We start from the raw sequence: 16,563 nt of genomic DNA on the forward strand, positions 1-16,563 counted from the left end.
CGACGCAAAGCTCTTGATCAGCGGGGGGAGCGGCGGGCGCGGCGCAGGGGGGCGGGGTGCACGGACCAGAGCAGGCGGCGCCACCAGGGGCGGGCGGAGCGCAGGGTGGCCACGTACGCGGTGGCCACGTCGGCGGCCCGGGTGGCCTGGTCGGGCGTTGCGGCGCCGGGGGCGAAGCCCACCTGATTGAGCAGGGTCGCCAACTCGTCGACGGCCGGGCCGGACGCGTCTGCCTCCGCCGTACCGGCGGTGGGCGCGACGGCGTCCGGGGCGGCGGTCGTGTCGCCGATCGTGCCGGTTCGGGCCTCGGCCAGGGTTCGGCGGGCGTGCCTGGCGACCTCGGTGGCGGCCAGGTCGTCCCCGACCGGTTTCCCGGCCAGCCGGAGCGCGTCGGTGACCTCCCGCCAGGCGCCGGCGATGCGCTGGCCGGGGTCGCCCCGCACGAGCCGGCTGCGGGTGAGGGAGCGGCGCATGGCCAGCAGGGTGAGCAGGAGTGCTCCCACCACCAGCAGTAGGCCGCTGCTGCCGCCGGCGACCAGCACCGGCGTGGACAGCCCGTTCGAGGCGGGCGGGGCGTCGGCGGCGGTCGCCGGTTCCGGTGCGGCGCTCGGCTCGGCGGTCGGTGCGGGTGCCTCCGACGGCGGCGGGTCTTCCGGCGTCGGGGGGAAGTCCTCCTCCACCGGCCTCGGTTCGTCGTTCGGGCGGGGTAGCGGGTCGAACGACACCCAGCCCAGCCCGTCGAAGAGCACCTCCGGCCAGGCGTACGCGTCACCGGCCAGCACCGGCCCCTGCCCGCTGGTCCGGAAGCCCACCACCACCCGCGTGGGTAGCCCGGAGAGCCGGCCGAGGACCGCGAAGGCCGCCGCGAACTGCTCCGAGGTGCCCTCCTGCCCGCCGCCGTTGCGGGGTCCGAACAGGAAGAAACCCAGATTCGGGTACGCGTGCCCGCTCGGGGCGTCCGCCACCACCCGGTAGTGCTCGGCCAGGAACGCCTCGATCGCCAAGGCGCGGGCGTACGGGGCGCCGTTCTCCTCGGCGAGTTGGGTGGCCAGCCGGCGCATCGGGTCGGGTACCCCGTCGGCGACCCGCAGTACCCGGGCCACCTCGTCGCCGGCGGGCACGTTCGCGGTGGCCAACAGGTTGGAGTCCGGGCGTTCCTCGGCGGAGGTCACCGTGTACCGCAGCCCCGGCGTCAGCCCTTCCGGCCGGATCAGCGTTCCGCTCGCCGGGTCGTACGCCACCCGTGCCCCGCTGACCTCCCGGGGCGTCGCCACGGCGGGCAGTAGCCGACCGCTCAATTCGGCCACGCTGATCTGCTGCCGGACCGTCTGCAGGGTGCTGTCCCGGGCGGGAGTCGCGGCCGGCAGGATCCGCCCGGCGTTGCGGTACGTCGCGCCGACGCGCCAGGTCACTCCGTCGTAGTCGCTGAGCACCGCCAACCGGATCCGCACACTGCGCGCGGTGTCAGGCGCTGGCGGGGCGTCGGCGGGTGGTACGTCGGGTCGTTCCGTGCTCACGTCGAGGAGCTTCTGCTCCGGGTGCAGCGCCCATCCGGAGATCCGGATCAACGGGTTCTCGTCGAGCGTCTGCACCTGTGGCGGTTCGACGTACCGGCGGGGGTCCACCGGCCGGCCGTCGACCTGCTCGGCGACGAGCGGGCTGAGCAACGCGACCAGCCCGACCACCAGGGCCACCCCGAGCGCCGCGCTGGTGGCCAGTCGCAGCCGCACCGCCGCGCGTACCCGGGGGGTCAGCTCGGCGGTCGGGTCGCCGCCGCCCGGCGCCGTCTGGGTGGGGGTGGCCAGGCCGAGGGCCGCGACCGCGACGAACGCCAGCGTCGACCCGAGCGCCGGTTCGGCGTTCGGGCCGACCACGTAGAGGGCGGCGGCGTAGAGCCCCGCCGCCGGCAGGTAACCCAGCAGCACCCGGCCGGTGCGCAGCGCCACCTCCGCGCCGGTCAGCCCGGCCAGCCAGGCGGCGACGACAGGCACCAGCACCGTGTCCGGTGTGGGCTCCACCGGGATCATCGCGGTGAGCAGTCGGGGGATGCCGTTGCGGGCGGCGTCCGCGGTGACCTCCAGCAGGCCGCCCGGCACCTCCGCGCGGGTGGCGGCCAGCCGCAGCGACCACAGTGTCCAGCCGGCCATCGCGGCCACCGACACCGGTGCCACCAGCCACGACGGCAGCCGTCGGGCGGCCACGCTGACCAGCACCGAGCCCGCCGCCGCGCCGACGACCAGCCAGGTGAGCAGGGCACCGGCGTACACCCGGGCGAGCACCACCCCGGCGAGCGCCGTCAGCCCGATCAACGCCAGCGGAAGGACGGCCGCCCGCAGCACCCGCACGGCGCCCGTCACCACCGGCGTACCCCGTCCCACTCGGCGGCGAACTGCGCGCCGTCCGCGGCGTCGACGACCACCAGGCCGGCGGTGCCCGGCGGCGTCGGCTCGGCCGCGCCGAACACCCCGACCACCACCGACGGGTACGCCCCGCGCAGCGCCCCGACGTGTCCCAGCTCGTCCCGGCCGCCCGGCCCGGTGAGGAAGATCAGCGTGTCGCCGAGCCGGTCCTGCCGCAGCCGGGTGGTGGCCGCCCGCACCGCGTCTCGGTCGGTGGACAGTTCGGCGGCGGCGAGCCGGTCCAGCGGCCCGAGCGGGCCGTCGGCCCCGCCGTCGGCCGTCGTGACCTCCGCGGGCTCTGCCGGCTCGGCGCCGACCAACAGCAACAGCACCGGCAGGTCGGCGCGGTGCGCGGCGGTGACGATCGACGCCGCCGCCTCACAGGCCGACTCGAACGATTCCGCCACCCCGCCGACCCGCTGCGGGTGCGCGGCGACGCGGTTGTCCAGCAGGACGACCAGGCGCGGCAGGCTGGTGTCCACGTTCTCCCGCACCATCAGCTCACCCACCCGGGCGCTGGTGCGCCAGTGCACCCGGCGCAGTTCGTCGCCGACCACGTACTCCCGCAGCGAGTCGAACGTGATCGACCCGTGCGGTACCCCGTCCACCCGGCCGTCGAGGCTGCGCCCCGCACCTCTGGGCACCGCCGTCAGCGGGTGGATGCGGGGGTGCACCCAGACCGGCACCGCCGCACCGTACGGGCGGGCCAGCGCCACCAACCCCAGCGGGTCGCGCCGGGTCACCCGCAGCGGACCGACCGGCACCACCCCACGACGGTCGGTCGGCACGTCGTAGCGGACCTCGGTGTCCCGGCCGGGTCGCAGGCGCAGCACCGGCACCGGCACCGTCCGCGTCCCGCACCGGTCCTCCGCCAGCAGGTTCGCCGAGCGCAGCCGCCCGGTGTTGCGCACGGTCAACGTCATGCTCGCCGGCTCGCCGCGCGCCACCCGGTCCGGGTCCGCGCGGCGGGTCACGGTCAGCCGGGGCCGCCAGACCGCGACCAGCGCCGCGTAGCCGACGGCCGCGCCGGCCGCCGCGCCGAGCAGCGTCAACTCGGGGTACGCGAACCGGAAACCCGCCCCCAGCAGCACCACGGCGGCAACGAGCAGCCCGATTCCACGGGCGGTGATCCCCATCGCGCTGCTGCCGGTCAGCCCTGCACCGGAGCGGGTTGCCCCGACGGCAGCGGCACCGGCACCGAGGCGACCGCCTGGCGCAGCACCTCCGCGGGGGTCATCCCGCGCACCTGGGCGTCCGGGGTGAGCAGCAGCCGGTGCGCGAACACCGCCTCGACGAGCGCCTTCAGATCCTCCGGCATGATCCAGCCCCGCCCGTCGATCAGCGCGTACGCGCACGCCGCACGGGTCAACGCGATCACGCCCCGAGGGCTGACCCCGACGCGCACCTGCGGGTGGGTGCGGGTGGCCGCGGCCAACCGGACCGCGTACGCGTAGAGCGGCTCGGCGATGTGCACCCGGCGGGCCATCCGGACCATCTCGCCGACGGTGGCGGTGTCGGTGACCGGGGCGAGCGCCTCGGGAGACCGTACGGTCGCGCCGCGCAGCACCTCGACCTCGACCGCCTCGTCCGGGTACCCGACGGAGAGCTTCACCAGGAAACGGTCCAACTGCGCCTCGGGCAGCCGGTAGGTGCCGTCCATCTCCACCGGGTTCTGGGTGGCCACCACCAGGAACGGCGACGGCACCGGGTGCCGGACCCCGTCCACTGTGACGGTGCGTTCCTCCATCACCTCCAGCAGCGCCGACTGGGTCTTCGGCGACGCCCGGTTGATCTCGTCGGCGATGACGATGTTGGCGAAGACCGGCCCCGGATGGAACTCGAAGTCCCGGGTCGCCTGGTTGAAGATCGTCACACCGGACACGTCCGAGGGGAGCAGGTCGGGCGTGAACTGGATGCGCCGCCACTCGCCCTTCACCGTGGCGGCGATGGCCCGTGCCAGGGTCGTCTTACCGACCCCGGGCACGTCCTCCAGCAGCACATGGCCCTGGGCGAAGAGCGCGGTCAGCGCCAGCCGCACCACCTGCGGCTTGCCGAGCACCACCGCGTTGACGTTCTCGGCCAGCCGGGCGGCCAGGGCGGCGAAACCCTGCACCTCCGGTTGGGTGAGCGGCTCGTGGGTGTTCACGGTCGGTGGTGCTCCTCGCCTGGTGTCCTCAGCAGGTGGGCAGGACGTTGATGTTGTCGCCGCCCTCCAGGTTGAGCCAGGCCCAGGGGATGTAGTTCTTTCCCTTGTAGCTGACCTGCACCCACCAGGTGCTGCGCTTGTTGTTGTTGTAGATGTAGGCGTAGACCTCTTCGCCCGACTTCTTGCAGTACGCCTGCAAGCGTTCGCCGTTGGGCACCCAGCCCGCCTGCCGGTCGTTGTCCTGCCGGGTGACCTCGAAGATCTCGTTGCCGTTGCGCTCGCCGGGAATCTCCCGGGTGCAGTAGCTCGCCTCCGGGCCCGATACGCCGTTGCGGCAGGTCGCGATCCCGTACAGCGGCTGCGTCTTCTGGGCCCGCGTCGCGGTGCCCTTGCCGGCGGCGTTGCTCGCCGTCACCGTGAACGTGTAGTCGGTGCCCGGCGTCAGGCCCGTCATCGTGATGCTGGAGCACGCCCCGGCCTTCGCCGGCTCGCCCGCCGTGGTCAGCGCGCAGGTGGCCTGACCGCCACCGGCGTCCACGGTGAACGTGACCGTCGCCCCGGTGGCCGTCGACGAGGAGCCGGTCACCGTGACCCGTGGCTCGGCCACCGTGCGGGCGGTGGCGGTGGCCTCCGGGCCCGGGCCGGCCTCGTTGACCGCCTTCACCTTCACCGTGACGTTCTGCCCGTTGCCCAGCCCGGTGACGGTCGTGCGGGTGTCGGTCACCTCGCTGACCCGCCCGCCGACGTCCACCAGGTACTTCGTCACCGGTCGACCGTTCGCCTCGGCCGGCGCCCACTGCACCGTCACCGCGCCCGGCTGGTTGGCGACCGTGCCGGCGCGCAGGTCGAGTGGCCGACCGGGCGCGGCGAAGGGCACGACCGTGTTGCTGACCGGGGACGCCGCCGACCCGGCGCCCTTGCTGTTGACCGCCACGACGGTGAACGCGTACTGGGTGCCGAACTCCAGCTCACCGGCGGGCACCACCAGCTCCGTCTTGGTCGACTCACCGGCCGGCGCGTTCGTCCCCGCCGAACTGGCCGTCACCGCGTACCTCGCGATGGTGTTGCCCTGCCCGTTCGCCGCCGGCCACTTGACGAGGACCGTGCCGTCCGGCCGTTCCTGCGCGGTGACGCTCGCCGGCGGGTCGGGCACCGCGGCGGTCGGCGTCACCGGGTTGCTGGTGCGCGGCGGGCCGTCGCCCTTGGCGTTGACGGCGTGCACCGCGAACCGGTACGTCTCGCCGTTGGTCAGACCCTTGACCTCGACCGCACGCTGGTTGGCGCCCACCTCCAGGCGCTGGTCGGCGCCCTCCACCACGTACTTGATGATCTCGGCGCCGTTGGCGGCGGCCGGCCGCCAACTCACCCGCGCCTGGGCGTTGCCGGCGGAGGCGGTGACGCTGCGCGGTGCGCTCGGCTTGCCCACCCGCGGCTTCTTCGGCGGAGGCGGCGGCGGCGGAACCGGCGGTGGGTCGCCGCCGAGCACGTCGTTGGCGTACTTGTTGACCTCGCGCACCTGGTGCTTGTCGTCCACCACCCGGGCGGTCGCCGAGTCGGGGGAGTTGATGAACAGGTGGTTCTCCCGGACCTCCAGCTCCAGCGGCCCGTTGGCCCGCCCGCGGATGGTCTCCACCAGCTGACCCGCGGCGTCGAAGGAGTAGATGGTGCCGGTGGCCTCGTCGGCGCAGTAGAAGCGGTTCGCCCAAGCCACCGCCGGGCTGAGCCGATCCCCCTCACCCGGCACGGTGAACCCGCTCTCCTGCCCACCGTCACCCACGAGCAGCACCCGCCGGTCGGCGGTCACCGTGACGGGGACCCGTGGGCCGCTGGTGCGCGCGGGCAGCGCCGCCGGGCCGGACAGCGTCAGCGGCGTCGGGTGGACCTCACCGTGCTGCACCCGCACGAGCTTGCCGGCCGTTCGGTCGAGCACCGCCACCCCGTCGTCCAGGGTGGAGACAACCAGCTCGTGGCTGGCGTCGGCGACGTCGTACGACTCGACCCGCTGCGGGCTGAGCCCGGCACTCGCAGTCGCCGGCGCGGACGGCAGCTTCGCGGCAGTGATCGCCGAGACGGTGCCCTGGCTGGGCACCGCGATCCAGAGTCGACCCTTGCCGTCGAAGGTGCCGCCGGTGATGCCGGGCGGGTAGCGCACCGGCTCGCCGACCGGGGTCAACGATCGCGGGTCGAGTTGCCGGACGATGCCCTGCACGGCGTCGACGACGAACGCCGCGTCCTCGTGTAGGGCGACGCTGACGCCCAGGCCGGGGGTGGTGCGGGTGGTCGCGCTGAGCTGGAGGGTGGCCAGGTCCAGGGAGCTGACCTGGCCCGTCTGCAGGTCGCGCAGGAGCAGCAGCCGGTCGGTCTGGGTGATCTGCATCGGATGTTGCCGGGCACCGGGGATCTCGGTGCGGGTGTCGACCCGGGCGGTGACCCCGTTGACCCGGGCCAGCTCGCTGCGCGCTGCGCTCCACAGCCAGGAACTCGCGTCGTAGTTGGCCACCGCGTTGTCCGCCGCGCCCAACCCGAGGACGGTCAGCCCCATGGCGGCCAGCAGTGCCGCGACCGTGCCGACGGTCACCAGCCCGCCGCGCAGCCGGGACCGGGAGCGGGGGGCCTCGGTCTGTACGGCGTCGTCGATGCTGGCCACAGCCGGCTGCCTCCCCTGAGTCGTGGCAGGTGGCGCGCCTCGCGGCGACCCCTCCCCTGAGCCGGGTGCCATCATATGGCGCTGGTGGTGGCGGGGGAACCCGCAGTGTCACCCCTGTGGATACCGAGCGTGTGCGTTGTGGACGTCCAGCTCAGCCCGGTTCCAACGCGACTCGCGCGGTTTCGGGGCGACTCAGCGCGGCGACGGTCGGCCGGAGGGCTCCCCGCTCGACGTGGCTGTGCGCTCCCGGGCGGTGCAGACCTGTCCCGAAGTCGCAAAGCTGTCAGTCGAGTAGACCGCCAACACGGTGAAACAGTGATCCACTCGGGAGTTCAACCCGTTGACCGTGTAGGTGGTCCGGCCCGGGTCCACGGTGGCGATCACGCCCAGAGCCTGCCCGGCCCGGCCGGCGGCGACCATGAACGGCACCGCCCCGCCGGTCGGGTCCGTCCAGGTCAACGTGATCGTGGTCGAATCGTCCCGCAGCTTCAGGTCGCCCGGTGGAAGCCCGGCCGCCGTCGGTGCCGGCGCCGCCGCCGTCGGCGCGCTCCCGGTCGGCGGTGGATCGTCGCGGGTCAGCACCACCGCTCCCAGGCCCGCCACCGCCACGACGGCCACCCCGGCCGCCACCACCGCGCCGATCAGCGCCGCCCGGTTGCGGCCCGTCGACCCACCTTCATCGGCGTACGCCGGCCGGTACGCATCCGGCGCCGGGTGGTACTGCTGACCCGGGTACGGCGCCTGGTCCTGGGTGTACGGCGTCTGGGGTGGCTGGTGGTGGTACTGCTGTACCGGTGGCGGTGCGGCTGGAGGTGCCAGCGCCGGGTCGACGCCGAGTCCCGGTGACCAGGCCGGCGCCGCCGAGGCTGCGACGGGGCTTGCCTGAGTGATGCTCGGGTTCGCCGGGGCGGCGGTGGGGTTCGCCCGTGCGGCCGTGGGATGCGGCTGTGCGCCCGTCGGGGCTGGCTGGCTGGCTGCGGGCCAGCCCGGACTGGTCTCGACCCCGGCCGTGCCGCCATGCGACGGAACTGATGGGAACACCTCGGTCTGGTCGGACGGCACGCCACGGGCCTGCCGGGTCGGTCCCACCGGGGCGTCGAGAATGCCCAGCCCGGAGTCACCACCGGCACCGGTGCCGCCCGGGTCCATCATGGTCTGTCCAGCCACCGTGGTCTGCCCAGCGGTCGTGGCCTGCGCAGCGGTCGTGGCCTGCCCAGCGGTCGTGGCCTGCGCAGCCGTCGTCGTCTGCTCGGCGGGGCCGGCACCTGGAGTTGGCAGGGGCTGCGGTGGGGCGCTGCTGCTCCAGGGCGGCGCGGTCAACCCCCAGGGCGGCACGGGTGGCGCGCTCACCGGCGGCGCGGAGATCGGTGGTCCGTAGGGCGGCCCGGAGACAGGCGGCCCGAAACCGGGCGGCGCGGACACCGGGTAGGTGTGCCCGGGTGGTGCGGAGACGGGTTGGCTGTGCCCGGGTGGCCCGGACACCGGTTGGCTGTAGCCGGGTGGCCCGGACACGGGTTGGCCGTAGCCGGGCGGTCCGGAGACGGGCTGGCCGTAGCCGGGCGGTCCGGAGACGGGCTGGCTGTGCCCAGGTGGTGCGGAGACGGGCTGGCCGTAGCCGGGTGGTGCGGAGACCGGGTACGGCTGCGCTGGTGGTCCGAAGACCGGGTGCGGCTGGGCCGGTGGTCCGGAGACCGGGTACGGCTGGGCCGGTGGTCCGGAGACCGGGTACGGCTGGGCCGGTGGTCCGGAGACCGGGTACGGCTGGTCGGGTGGTGCGGAGATCGGATGCGGGGTCGCAGGCGGTGCGTTCGTGGGCTGGGCCGGTGGTTCGCTCACCGGGTACGCCGCCCCTGGGCGGTCAACGGTCGGAGAGGGCCTGCCCCATGGTGTCGCCTCGGCGGCGGACACGTTGTGCGATTCGCTCGGCCCGGTTGGCCGGGCGGCGGCTCGGGCGGCCTCCTCGGCGAGGAGTGGCTCGATCTGCCGTACCTGGATCGTGGGGTTGTCCCAGCGCGGTGCCGGCACCACCGGTGTTGCCGGCGGGGCGGTCGACGCCGGGGCGGTTGGGGTTGTCGGCTGGGGTGGCACGGCGACCACCGGTGGGGACGCCTGGTCGCCCACCCGCTGACGGGGTGCGACGGCGGGCCCGGCCGGCGTTGTCGGCGGACCTTCAACCCTCGTTCGGGGCATCGGGCCGACCGCCGGCCGGGGCGGTCCGGGCGGTGGCGCGTCGGCGCGTTGGCGGGGCGGCATCGCAGGTCCGGGTGCGGCCGTCGGCGTGGGCTGCGCTGGCGCGATCGAGGAAGCTGCCGGCTGGACGGGCGCTGCCCGAGGGGCTGGAACGGGCGTCGCGGTGGCGTTGCCGGGCGACGTGGGTGTGGCGGGTGCGCGTACCGCTGGAGGGGTTGGTGGGGGCGTGGCCGGCGGTTGCGGTGGTGCCCAGGGTGAGACGGCGGGCGGCGGGCTACTGGCGGAGGGCCGCATCGCGGCGAGGGTCGCCAGCGACAGGGTCGGGCCGGAGAGCGCCGACCGGGCACCCGGGTCGGTCATCGCGACGGGGGCCGGACCGGGCGTAGGTGCGGGGTGCTGCGCGCCCGGCGTCGACGGGGGTGGGCCGAGGTAGTCGCGGGCTGCGCGTACCGCCGGGTGGTTCTCCCCGAGCGCGGCGGGCCCGGCGGTGGCGACGCGGGTGTAGTTGCGGCGGGCCTCGTGCCGGTTGCCGAGTTCCTCCGCCACCTCGGCGAGTTCGAAGGCGAGCGCGAGCATCAGCGGGTCGGAGTGCTCCCACCGCCGCTCGCCCGCCGCGAACGCCTCCTCCAGCACCCGGCGGGCGGCGAGTGGGTCGTCCCCCTCCCGGTGCAGCCGTGCCAGCACATGCGCGGTGTGCAGCATCTCCGGATGATCGTCACCGTACGGCGGGGGAGCGGATTCGACGGCCTCCGCGAGCAGTTGCCGGGCGGCGCTGAGGTCGCCCGCGGCGCGCAGGGCGAGGGCTCGGTGCTGGGCGGCTGCCAAGGGGGAGGGATGGGACACGTGGCAATGCTGCCGTCAGAGGACCGCCGGACGCTACCCGTACACGCTCCGACGGTGTGTCGCCGCGGCCGTTCGAGGCGGCCTGAGCAGCGCGTTCGAGGCGGTCTGAGCAGCGGCGGAAGCGCCGGGGGAGAGGCGCCGGAAGGCGATGTGCATGATCCACGGCCGGCGTGTACAGTAACTCCCCGTGCGGCCCGCCGTGCCGACCACCGGATGGAAAGATCATCTGGTCGGCGAGGTAGGCTGAACGTGTAGGTCCGGGTGGCGGAATGGCAGACGCGCTAGCTTGAGGTGCTAGTACCCGTATAGGGTGTGGGGGTTCAAGTCCCCCCTCGGACACGACCCATAGGCCCACGGTGCGCGCTGAGATCGGTTTCAGCGTGCACCGTTTGCGCTGCCGGGTGGTACGTCAGCCGCAGACCGAGCTGACGGTAGACCTCGGCTTTGTCCGCAGGGTCCGCATCGCGGAGCACGGTGACGATGTTCCCGAGGGCGTGAACCAGCGCGGTGATCTCTGCCTGGGTCATCCGGCGTAGTGCGGCGGAGGTCCCCGTGTGCAGCTCGGTTTCGGCTCGGGTCCGTTCAGCTTGTGTCTGGGCTATCCAGTTGCTGACGATCGAGGGGTCGGCTCCGGCGTCCAGAGCCGCCCGGTAGCGCTGAAGTTTCGCGTCGCACTCGGTGATGGTCGCGCGGGCGGCGGTGATGGCGGGAGATGGGTGGTCGGCCAGCTGGGCGTCTCCCATCGCGGTGATCGTGTTCTCGATCTGGTCGGGGTGGAACGCGGTAGCGAGCCAGGTGTCGAGTGGATCGGTGAGGGTCTCCTCGCGCAGGTAGACGTTGCGGGGATGGTCGACGTCGTTGGCGAGGGCGTATTCCTGGGGGAAGCGGCAGCGGTAGTAGGCGGCGCCGTGGTTGTACTGGCCCTGCATGCGCCGGTTGCAGGCGGCGCAGTAGTTCAGGCCGCGGAAGACGTACGGGTTGCGGGCGCGGCGTTGTCTTTGCGGGATGTCCAGGCCCAACCGGTGTCGTGCGAGCAGTGTCTGCGCCTGTTCGAAGGTGGCCTCATCGATGATCGGTGGGTGGGTGATCTCTTTGGAGATGACCCACTTGTCCCGCGGGTTCCAGCGCATGACACCGGTGTGACCGAGCGCGACGTCGTCGACGTCGAGAAGGACCTCGTCGGTGCGTTGCTTGTTCCAGACCTGCCGGCCGGTATACCGGGGGTTGGTGAGGATGACGCGGACGGCGCTCTTGGACCAGGCGATGCCGCTGCGGTGGGGGTTACGGGCCCGGTCGTGTGCGGAGGGGCAGGGCACGTGGTTACTGGTGAGTGCTTCGGCGATGGCGTAGAGGCCGCTGCCGGTGAGGAACTCGTGGAAGATCTGGCGGACGATCGGGGCTGTCCGCGGGTCGGGGGTGAGGCCGCGTAGGTGTTTGCCGTCGGCTGCCTTCGCCGGGTTGGGGTGGGGGCCGAGGTCCTGCAGGGTGTAGCCGTATGGGGGACGCCCGCCGAGGTAGCGGCCTTCGAGCAGGGTCTGAGCGGCCATGGCGGTACGGACGCGCAGCTTGATGCGGTTGCGTTCACCTTTGCTCATGCCGCCGAAGACGGACATGACCAGTTCGTGGGCTTCGTTGTCCGGGTCGATCGGACCGCCGATCTCCGGTACCCACAGTTCGACGCCGTAGTGGGCGAACAGCGGCACGGTGAGACCGAACTGGTTGCCGTAGAACGCGCGGTGGGGTTCTCCGACGACGACGGCGGAGAATCCGCGTTTGGGGTCGCGGAGCGCGGCGAGAAGTCGGCTGGCGTGCGGGCGGCGCTGCCACGGCAGCGAACGGCTCTGGCCGATGTCGAAGTACTCGGCGGTGATCTGGCCGTCGCGCGGCTGGATGAGGGTTGTCGCCCGGCTGAGTTGCCAGCTGCGGGAGGACTCCGGGTCTTGGTTGTCCTCGGTCGACACGCGGCCGTAGAACGCGAAGGGTTTCGGTTGAGGGGCGGTCATCGGTTCTCCTGGTTCGAGTTGTCGGTGCGGCGGTCGTTCACGTGTCTGAGTAGCTTCAGGAGGGCGGCAGCGGCGCCGGGGTGCAGCTCGGGTGGCTGCCTGGGTACCACCACGCTGGTAACGCTGTGCGGTGCGCTGCCGTCGATGGTCCCGACCGTCCATGAACCGTTGTCTTCGCTGGGCTGGTCAAGTCGCTCGTCGGCCGGTGCGGGCGAATCCGGCTCTTTGTGATGTTCAGATTGCTGGTCGGGCGGCAGTGTCATGCGCCTCCGTCCGGCGGTCGCCCCGGCCGGGACGCGCGGCGGTGGGCGTGTGCCGTTCGCTCCTTGGCCTCCGTCATTTCGTGGTGAGAGGGGGCGGCTTGAAGGGCGATGCCAGCATCGGCCGTGTGGTTGGGCGGGATCGTGGCGCTGCAGCTCGTAACGCTGGTCACTCGTGTCGTGGCAGATGAGTGGGTTGTCATGGGAGACGTCCTTCGGGTTGGTCGGTGCCGGTTGCCCCGGCGGGCATGAAGAAGCGGCCGGTGCCGTCAGGCACCGGCCGCTCGTTGAGCAGTGAGGGCGTTACGTGTGTCCGGTTGTCAGGGTGGTTGGCGGCCGTTGAGATGGGGGCAAGCGCCTGATGGCGCGGCTTGCTGGGCGTCCGGATGGACCAACTTGCTGGGAAGAGCACTCTCTTCACCGCGGAGTGCTCTGCGGTTCTGCACAGCGGTCGTCAAGCTTCTATGTGGCCTGGCAGGGGAGTGCGCGTAGGTCAAGGCGGTAAGGCGCCGTCGGCTCGCCCGGCCTTGCAACTGGGAGCAGATTGGGTGCAGGTTGGCGAAGAGGTCACCGCGACCGAAGTGCTCACCGACGCCGGACTGACACGAGGGCTCTGAACTGCAGTAATGCGGTTAAGCGGTGCGGTGTGACCTCCCAGTAGAGGTCGAAGTGGTCAGGCGTTGCTGCTCCCGGGATGGCTGGCCCCGGCCGGCGTCTCGGTTCGCCTAGAGTCACGTCTGTAGCTCGTCTTCTGTGACGACACTTCCACCCGAATCGCCGGTAACCGCAGGAAGAACCCATGATCGTTGAGCCCGCGATGGGCACCGCACTTCAGGTGGTGCTCGGCCTGCTAGCCGACCGCGAGTACGAAACGCTCGCTTCCATGACCGGGGAGGAGCGCCTGTCGGCCGATGAGATCCGGACTGCGGTCGAGTCATATGGCCGGACCGTTGTTCGGCCACCCGGGGACGGGCTGCCTCCAGATCTCGATGTGATTGAGGTTGAGGGCGAGGGTCGTCGCCGGGTGGCCGCTACAATGTCGCTCTGGACGGTTGAGGAGGGACGCTCAGACCTGTCACTGCAACTTCTTCTCACTGAGATTGCAGATGGGCTATGGACAGTCCGACTCGACGATATCCGTACCCTGTGAACGGGCGTGAGCGCGCTTCGGTCCGCTGCCTTGCCTATAAGCGCGGAAGTGATGGACTGTGGCTGAACTAGAGGAACTCCTCCTGCTGGCAGAGTCGCAGAGCTGGCAAGAGCGCAGCAAGGCTGGCCAGGGACTGGTGGCTCGGCTGGGCGAACCGGCTGTCGATGCCGTCATCCTTCGATTGCTGCTGGATGCGAGGGACACCGCTGTCACCACTGCCACCGCTGAGGCGCTATTGGCTCGAGGTGATCTCGTTTCATGGCGGATGTTTGCGCGCGCATGGGGGGCAGCCGCCGAGGATTCGAGTGCGACGAACTATATAGATCACCTTAACAGCTGCTTGATTGGCGCGATGTATGTCGCGAGCATGGACCCCGAGAAAGCCGCGAGCCTGAGGGGGATGGTCGAGCGGCTGTCCTTTGATGAGGATGAGGGCGTGAGGTTTGCTGCGACAGAGCTACGCAGTTTGGTGTTGGAAGGGCTGTGACGTCCAGTAAAGCGTCTGCGGCGCCCGGCTGGCTGCGACCGGTTGCCGCTGGCCGGGTTGTGTTGCGTTGTTAGCCTGCGTGGCCGGAAGCGCAATGACGCACTGCGCCTCTTCCGCCCATGGGCGACGCCCGTGCCGCGCAGGCCAAGTGAGAGCCACACGACCTGCGTGGGCAGCCGCGACGAGAGCGACGGCCCGGGCGCCTCGACCAAAGCCTTGCCGGCTACGTCCTGAGCTGGCCCTTCAGGATGGTGACCTCTTCGGCGAGTCCGAAGGCGTCAGCGCTGGCCCCGCAGAGACGGTAGAGCCGCGTCCGCTCATGGCGACTTGAATGCGGTGCACGGGATCCCGCCTTGGGTGCCGACGCACCACGGGCGGCCGTTAAGTCTTGCTTGCGGGCCTAGATCCCATGAAACTGCGGTTCTGACTGCGACACGGACGCGCGCATACGCGGGCGACCAACCCGCCTTTGATCCGGTTCGCTCTCATGCCGCTGGGCGCTCGGATGCGTCCGCTCGCCGTTCGCCAGCCCAGTGATCGTCGAGTGCTGGTCGTATGGTGTCCGGATGTCGTCAAGGGTGCTTGGTGTGGACGCGTGCAAGGCTGGCTGGGTTGGTGTTGTCCTGCAAGATGGCGCCGTGACGGTACACGTCGGGAGAACGATCGTCGCGCTCGTAGCCGGTGCTGAGATGGATGGTCACCTCACCGTCATCGGCATCGACATCCCGATCGGCCTGCCGGATACCGGGCGGCGCCATGCGGACGTGCTGGCGTACAAGTTGGTAGGGCCTCGACGATCGTCGGTGTTCATGACGCCGGTCCGGGCCGCGTTGGAGGCCGAGAGCCATGCGGCGGCGGTGCAGGTGAACAAGGAGCGGACCGGTGAGGGCGTCTCTGCCCAGGTGTACGGGTTGCGCGCCAAGATTTTCGAAGTCGACATCTGGGCCCGGCAGGCAGGGCGACAGGTCGTGGAGGTGCACCCGGAGGTCTCGTTCGCGAGGTTGGCCGGCTCGCCGCTGCCCGACGGTAAGCGCACCTGGGCGGGAGCGCATCATCGCCGGCGCTTGCTCAACGATGCTGGCATTCATCTTGCCGACGACGTGGGGCAGGCTGGCCACGCCGCGGCCGTTGACGACGTGCTCGACGCTGGTGTCGCAGCTTGGACGGCCGCACGAGTCGCTACCGGTGCCGCAACGTCTCTTCCAGAACCGCCTATCGAATACTCGGATGGCTGGCCCTCAGCAATCTGGGTCTGATCCGACGTTCAAACGGCATCCAGGAGGGCAAGCTTCGTCTGCAGTCTCAACTTGATGATCGACAGCGGATCAGGGCATAACGTGATGCCGCTGCTGGATCGGGATGCCGCGGTGAGGGATCGCTATCGTGCTCGGTTCCAAAGCGGTGACGCCGCTCGCGAAGGAAGCCCGATGACCCTCGCCGCGCACCTGCTCAGCTCTTCCAGGCCGCAGCTCCTCGTGTCGGCACGTTGCAGGCCGGCGGCGTGAACCGCGACGGGGTGAAGCGGGCCTTCGCAGAGCGGTCCTGTTGGCCGCCGTCTCCTGTCCGGCCCGGGGTCGCCGCGCCGGATGTCTCGTGCCGCATCCCGTTCGAGGCCGTACGCACCCGGCCGGAACAGCGGCCCGGGCCAGGCCATGGCTCAGTCGAGCAGATAGCTGGCAGGGATCGCGTCGGTGAGCCAGACGCCGTTGGCGCTGCGGTGGAACACGTGCCCGTCGGCGGCCATCGCCGCCGCGTCGATGGTGAGGATCACGACCCGACCGGCCCGTCGGGCGCCGACCCGGTGGGCGGTCTCGGTGTCGGCGGAGAGATGGACGTGGTGCCGTCCGCCGCGGTGCAGGCCGGTGGCCCGGATCGACTCCAGCGCACTGGCGCTGGTGCCGTGATAGAGCCGCTCCGGTGGGGTCACCGGGGGCAGCCCGAGGTCCACCGGGACTGAGTGGCCCTGGTTGGCCCGGATCCGCAGCACCCCGTCGGTGCCGGGCTCGACAGCGAACCGCTGCTTGTCGTTGCCGGCGACGACCGCGTCCAGCTCGGCCCGCTCGATCCGTAGGGCGGCGAGCAGAGCGTCGACGGGAGTCCAACCGGCCGGGTCGAGCACCAGGCCGGCCCTGTCGGGATCGTGCCGGAGTGCCTTCGACATCCGTTTGCTCAACTTCACCAGGTGCTCGCGTTCCACGGTGGCATTGTGGTCGATCCCTGTCGCGGGAATCGAGAGGTTTTCCGACGACGCCGAACCCAGCGTTTCTCCGGTGGGCCTGCGTCGCTGCTGCCAGGATGGCTGCCGCTGGCCGGTGCCACGGCTCGCCTGATGCCACGCCTGTAGGTCTGCTGCAGATCGATGTGAAGAGTTGCGGGTGAGCTTGCTGGAGTCCGATGAGGTTCGGTCATCTGAGACACCGATCCCAGGGGGCAACGCC

Annotated in this window: 11 protein-coding genes and 1 tRNA gene; 4 read left to right on the forward strand and 8 right to left on the reverse strand. The window is 71.7% G+C overall.

The genetic code is table 11. From position 1 onward, the window contains the following. Nucleotides 1-17: 17 nt before the first annotated feature. From ACFYL6_RS15600 to ACFYL6_RS15620, 5 genes are all read right to left on the reverse strand, one after another. Nucleotides 18-2,357 (reverse strand): DUF3488 and transglutaminase-like domain-containing protein, encoded by a 2,340-nt coding sequence (locus ACFYL6_RS15600; protein WP_387171604.1) that lies wholly within the window; start codon nt 2,355-2,357, stop codon nt 18-20. Then, entirely contained in the window at nt 2,354-3,535 is a 1,182-nt protein-coding gene (locus tag ACFYL6_RS15605; RefSeq protein WP_387171605.1) for a DUF58 domain-containing protein, read from the reverse strand. Before ACFYL6_RS15605 ends, ACFYL6_RS15600 begins: the two co-directional genes overlap by 4 nt. A 14-nt stretch (nt 3,536-3,549) precedes the next feature. Further along, nucleotides 3,550-4,545 (reverse strand): MoxR family ATPase, encoded by a 996-nt coding sequence (locus ACFYL6_RS15610; protein WP_112583044.1) that lies wholly within the window; start codon nt 4,543-4,545, stop codon nt 3,550-3,552. 28 nt (nt 4,546-4,573) lie between these two features. Then, a complete protein-coding gene (locus ACFYL6_RS15615) occupies nt 4,574-7,192 on the reverse strand; it encodes a fibronectin type III domain-containing protein (protein WP_387171607.1) in 2,619 nt (872 codons plus the stop codon). Between the two features lie 192 nt (nt 7,193-7,384). After that, nucleotides 7,385-10,225 (reverse strand): tetratricopeptide repeat protein, encoded by a 2,841-nt coding sequence (locus tag ACFYL6_RS15620; protein WP_387171609.1) that lies wholly within the window; start codon nt 10,223-10,225, stop codon nt 7,385-7,387. A gap of 255 nt (nt 10,226-10,480) precedes the next feature. Here ACFYL6_RS15620 and ACFYL6_RS15625 point away from each other — a divergent pair. After that, nucleotides 10,481-10,564: transfer RNA gene (locus ACFYL6_RS15625), tRNA-Leu, on the forward strand. On the opposite strand, the gene ACFYL6_RS15630 is transcribed toward ACFYL6_RS15625, so the two are convergent. Then, the gene (locus tag ACFYL6_RS15630) at nt 10,546-12,228 is read right to left on the reverse strand and encodes a recombinase family protein (RefSeq protein ID WP_387171611.1); all 1,683 of its coding nucleotides are present in this window, start codon (nt 12,226-12,228) and stop codon (nt 10,546-10,548) included. The two genes, ACFYL6_RS15625 and ACFYL6_RS15630, sit on opposite strands and share 19 nt — an antisense overlap. After that, entirely contained in the window at nt 12,225-12,491 is a 267-nt protein-coding gene (locus tag ACFYL6_RS15635; RefSeq protein ID WP_387171613.1) for a hypothetical protein, read from the reverse strand. The genes ACFYL6_RS15630 and ACFYL6_RS15635 overlap by 4 nt, the downstream gene beginning before the upstream one ends. Nucleotides 12,492-13,287: 796 nt before the next feature. Between ACFYL6_RS15635 and ACFYL6_RS15640 the strand changes: the two genes are divergently transcribed. The 3 genes from ACFYL6_RS15640 (at nt 13,288) to ACFYL6_RS15650 (ending at nt 15,381) form a co-directional block, all read left to right on the forward strand. After that, nucleotides 13,288-13,638, forward strand: coding sequence for a hypothetical protein (locus ACFYL6_RS15640; protein WP_387171615.1), 351 nt, complete (start codon nt 13,288-13,290; stop codon nt 13,636-13,638). A gap of 58 nt (nt 13,639-13,696) precedes the next feature. Then, nucleotides 13,697-14,125 carry a hypothetical protein gene (locus tag ACFYL6_RS15645; RefSeq protein ID WP_387171617.1) on the forward strand — a complete coding sequence of 143 codons (429 nt, stop codon included), beginning with the start codon at nt 13,697-13,699 and terminating at the stop codon, nt 14,123-14,125. Nucleotides 14,126-14,691: 566 nt separating this feature from the next. After that, nucleotides 14,692-15,381, forward strand: a complete 690-nt coding sequence (locus ACFYL6_RS15650) for a DUF429 domain-containing protein (RefSeq protein WP_387171619.1) — start codon at nt 14,692-14,694, stop codon at nt 15,379-15,381. Between the two features lie 401 nt (nt 15,382-15,782). On the opposite strand, the gene ACFYL6_RS15655 is transcribed toward ACFYL6_RS15650, so the two are convergent. After that, nucleotides 15,783-16,322 (reverse strand): RNA 2'-phosphotransferase, encoded by a 540-nt coding sequence (locus tag ACFYL6_RS15655; RefSeq protein ID WP_387171621.1) that lies wholly within the window; start codon nt 16,320-16,322, stop codon nt 15,783-15,785. Between the last annotated feature and the right edge of the window lie 241 nt (nt 16,323-16,563).

This window comes from Micromonospora sp. NPDC007208 (assembly GCF_042869175.1).
Classification (GTDB): domain Bacteria; phylum Actinomycetota; class Actinomycetes; order Mycobacteriales; family Micromonosporaceae; genus Micromonospora; species Micromonospora foliorum.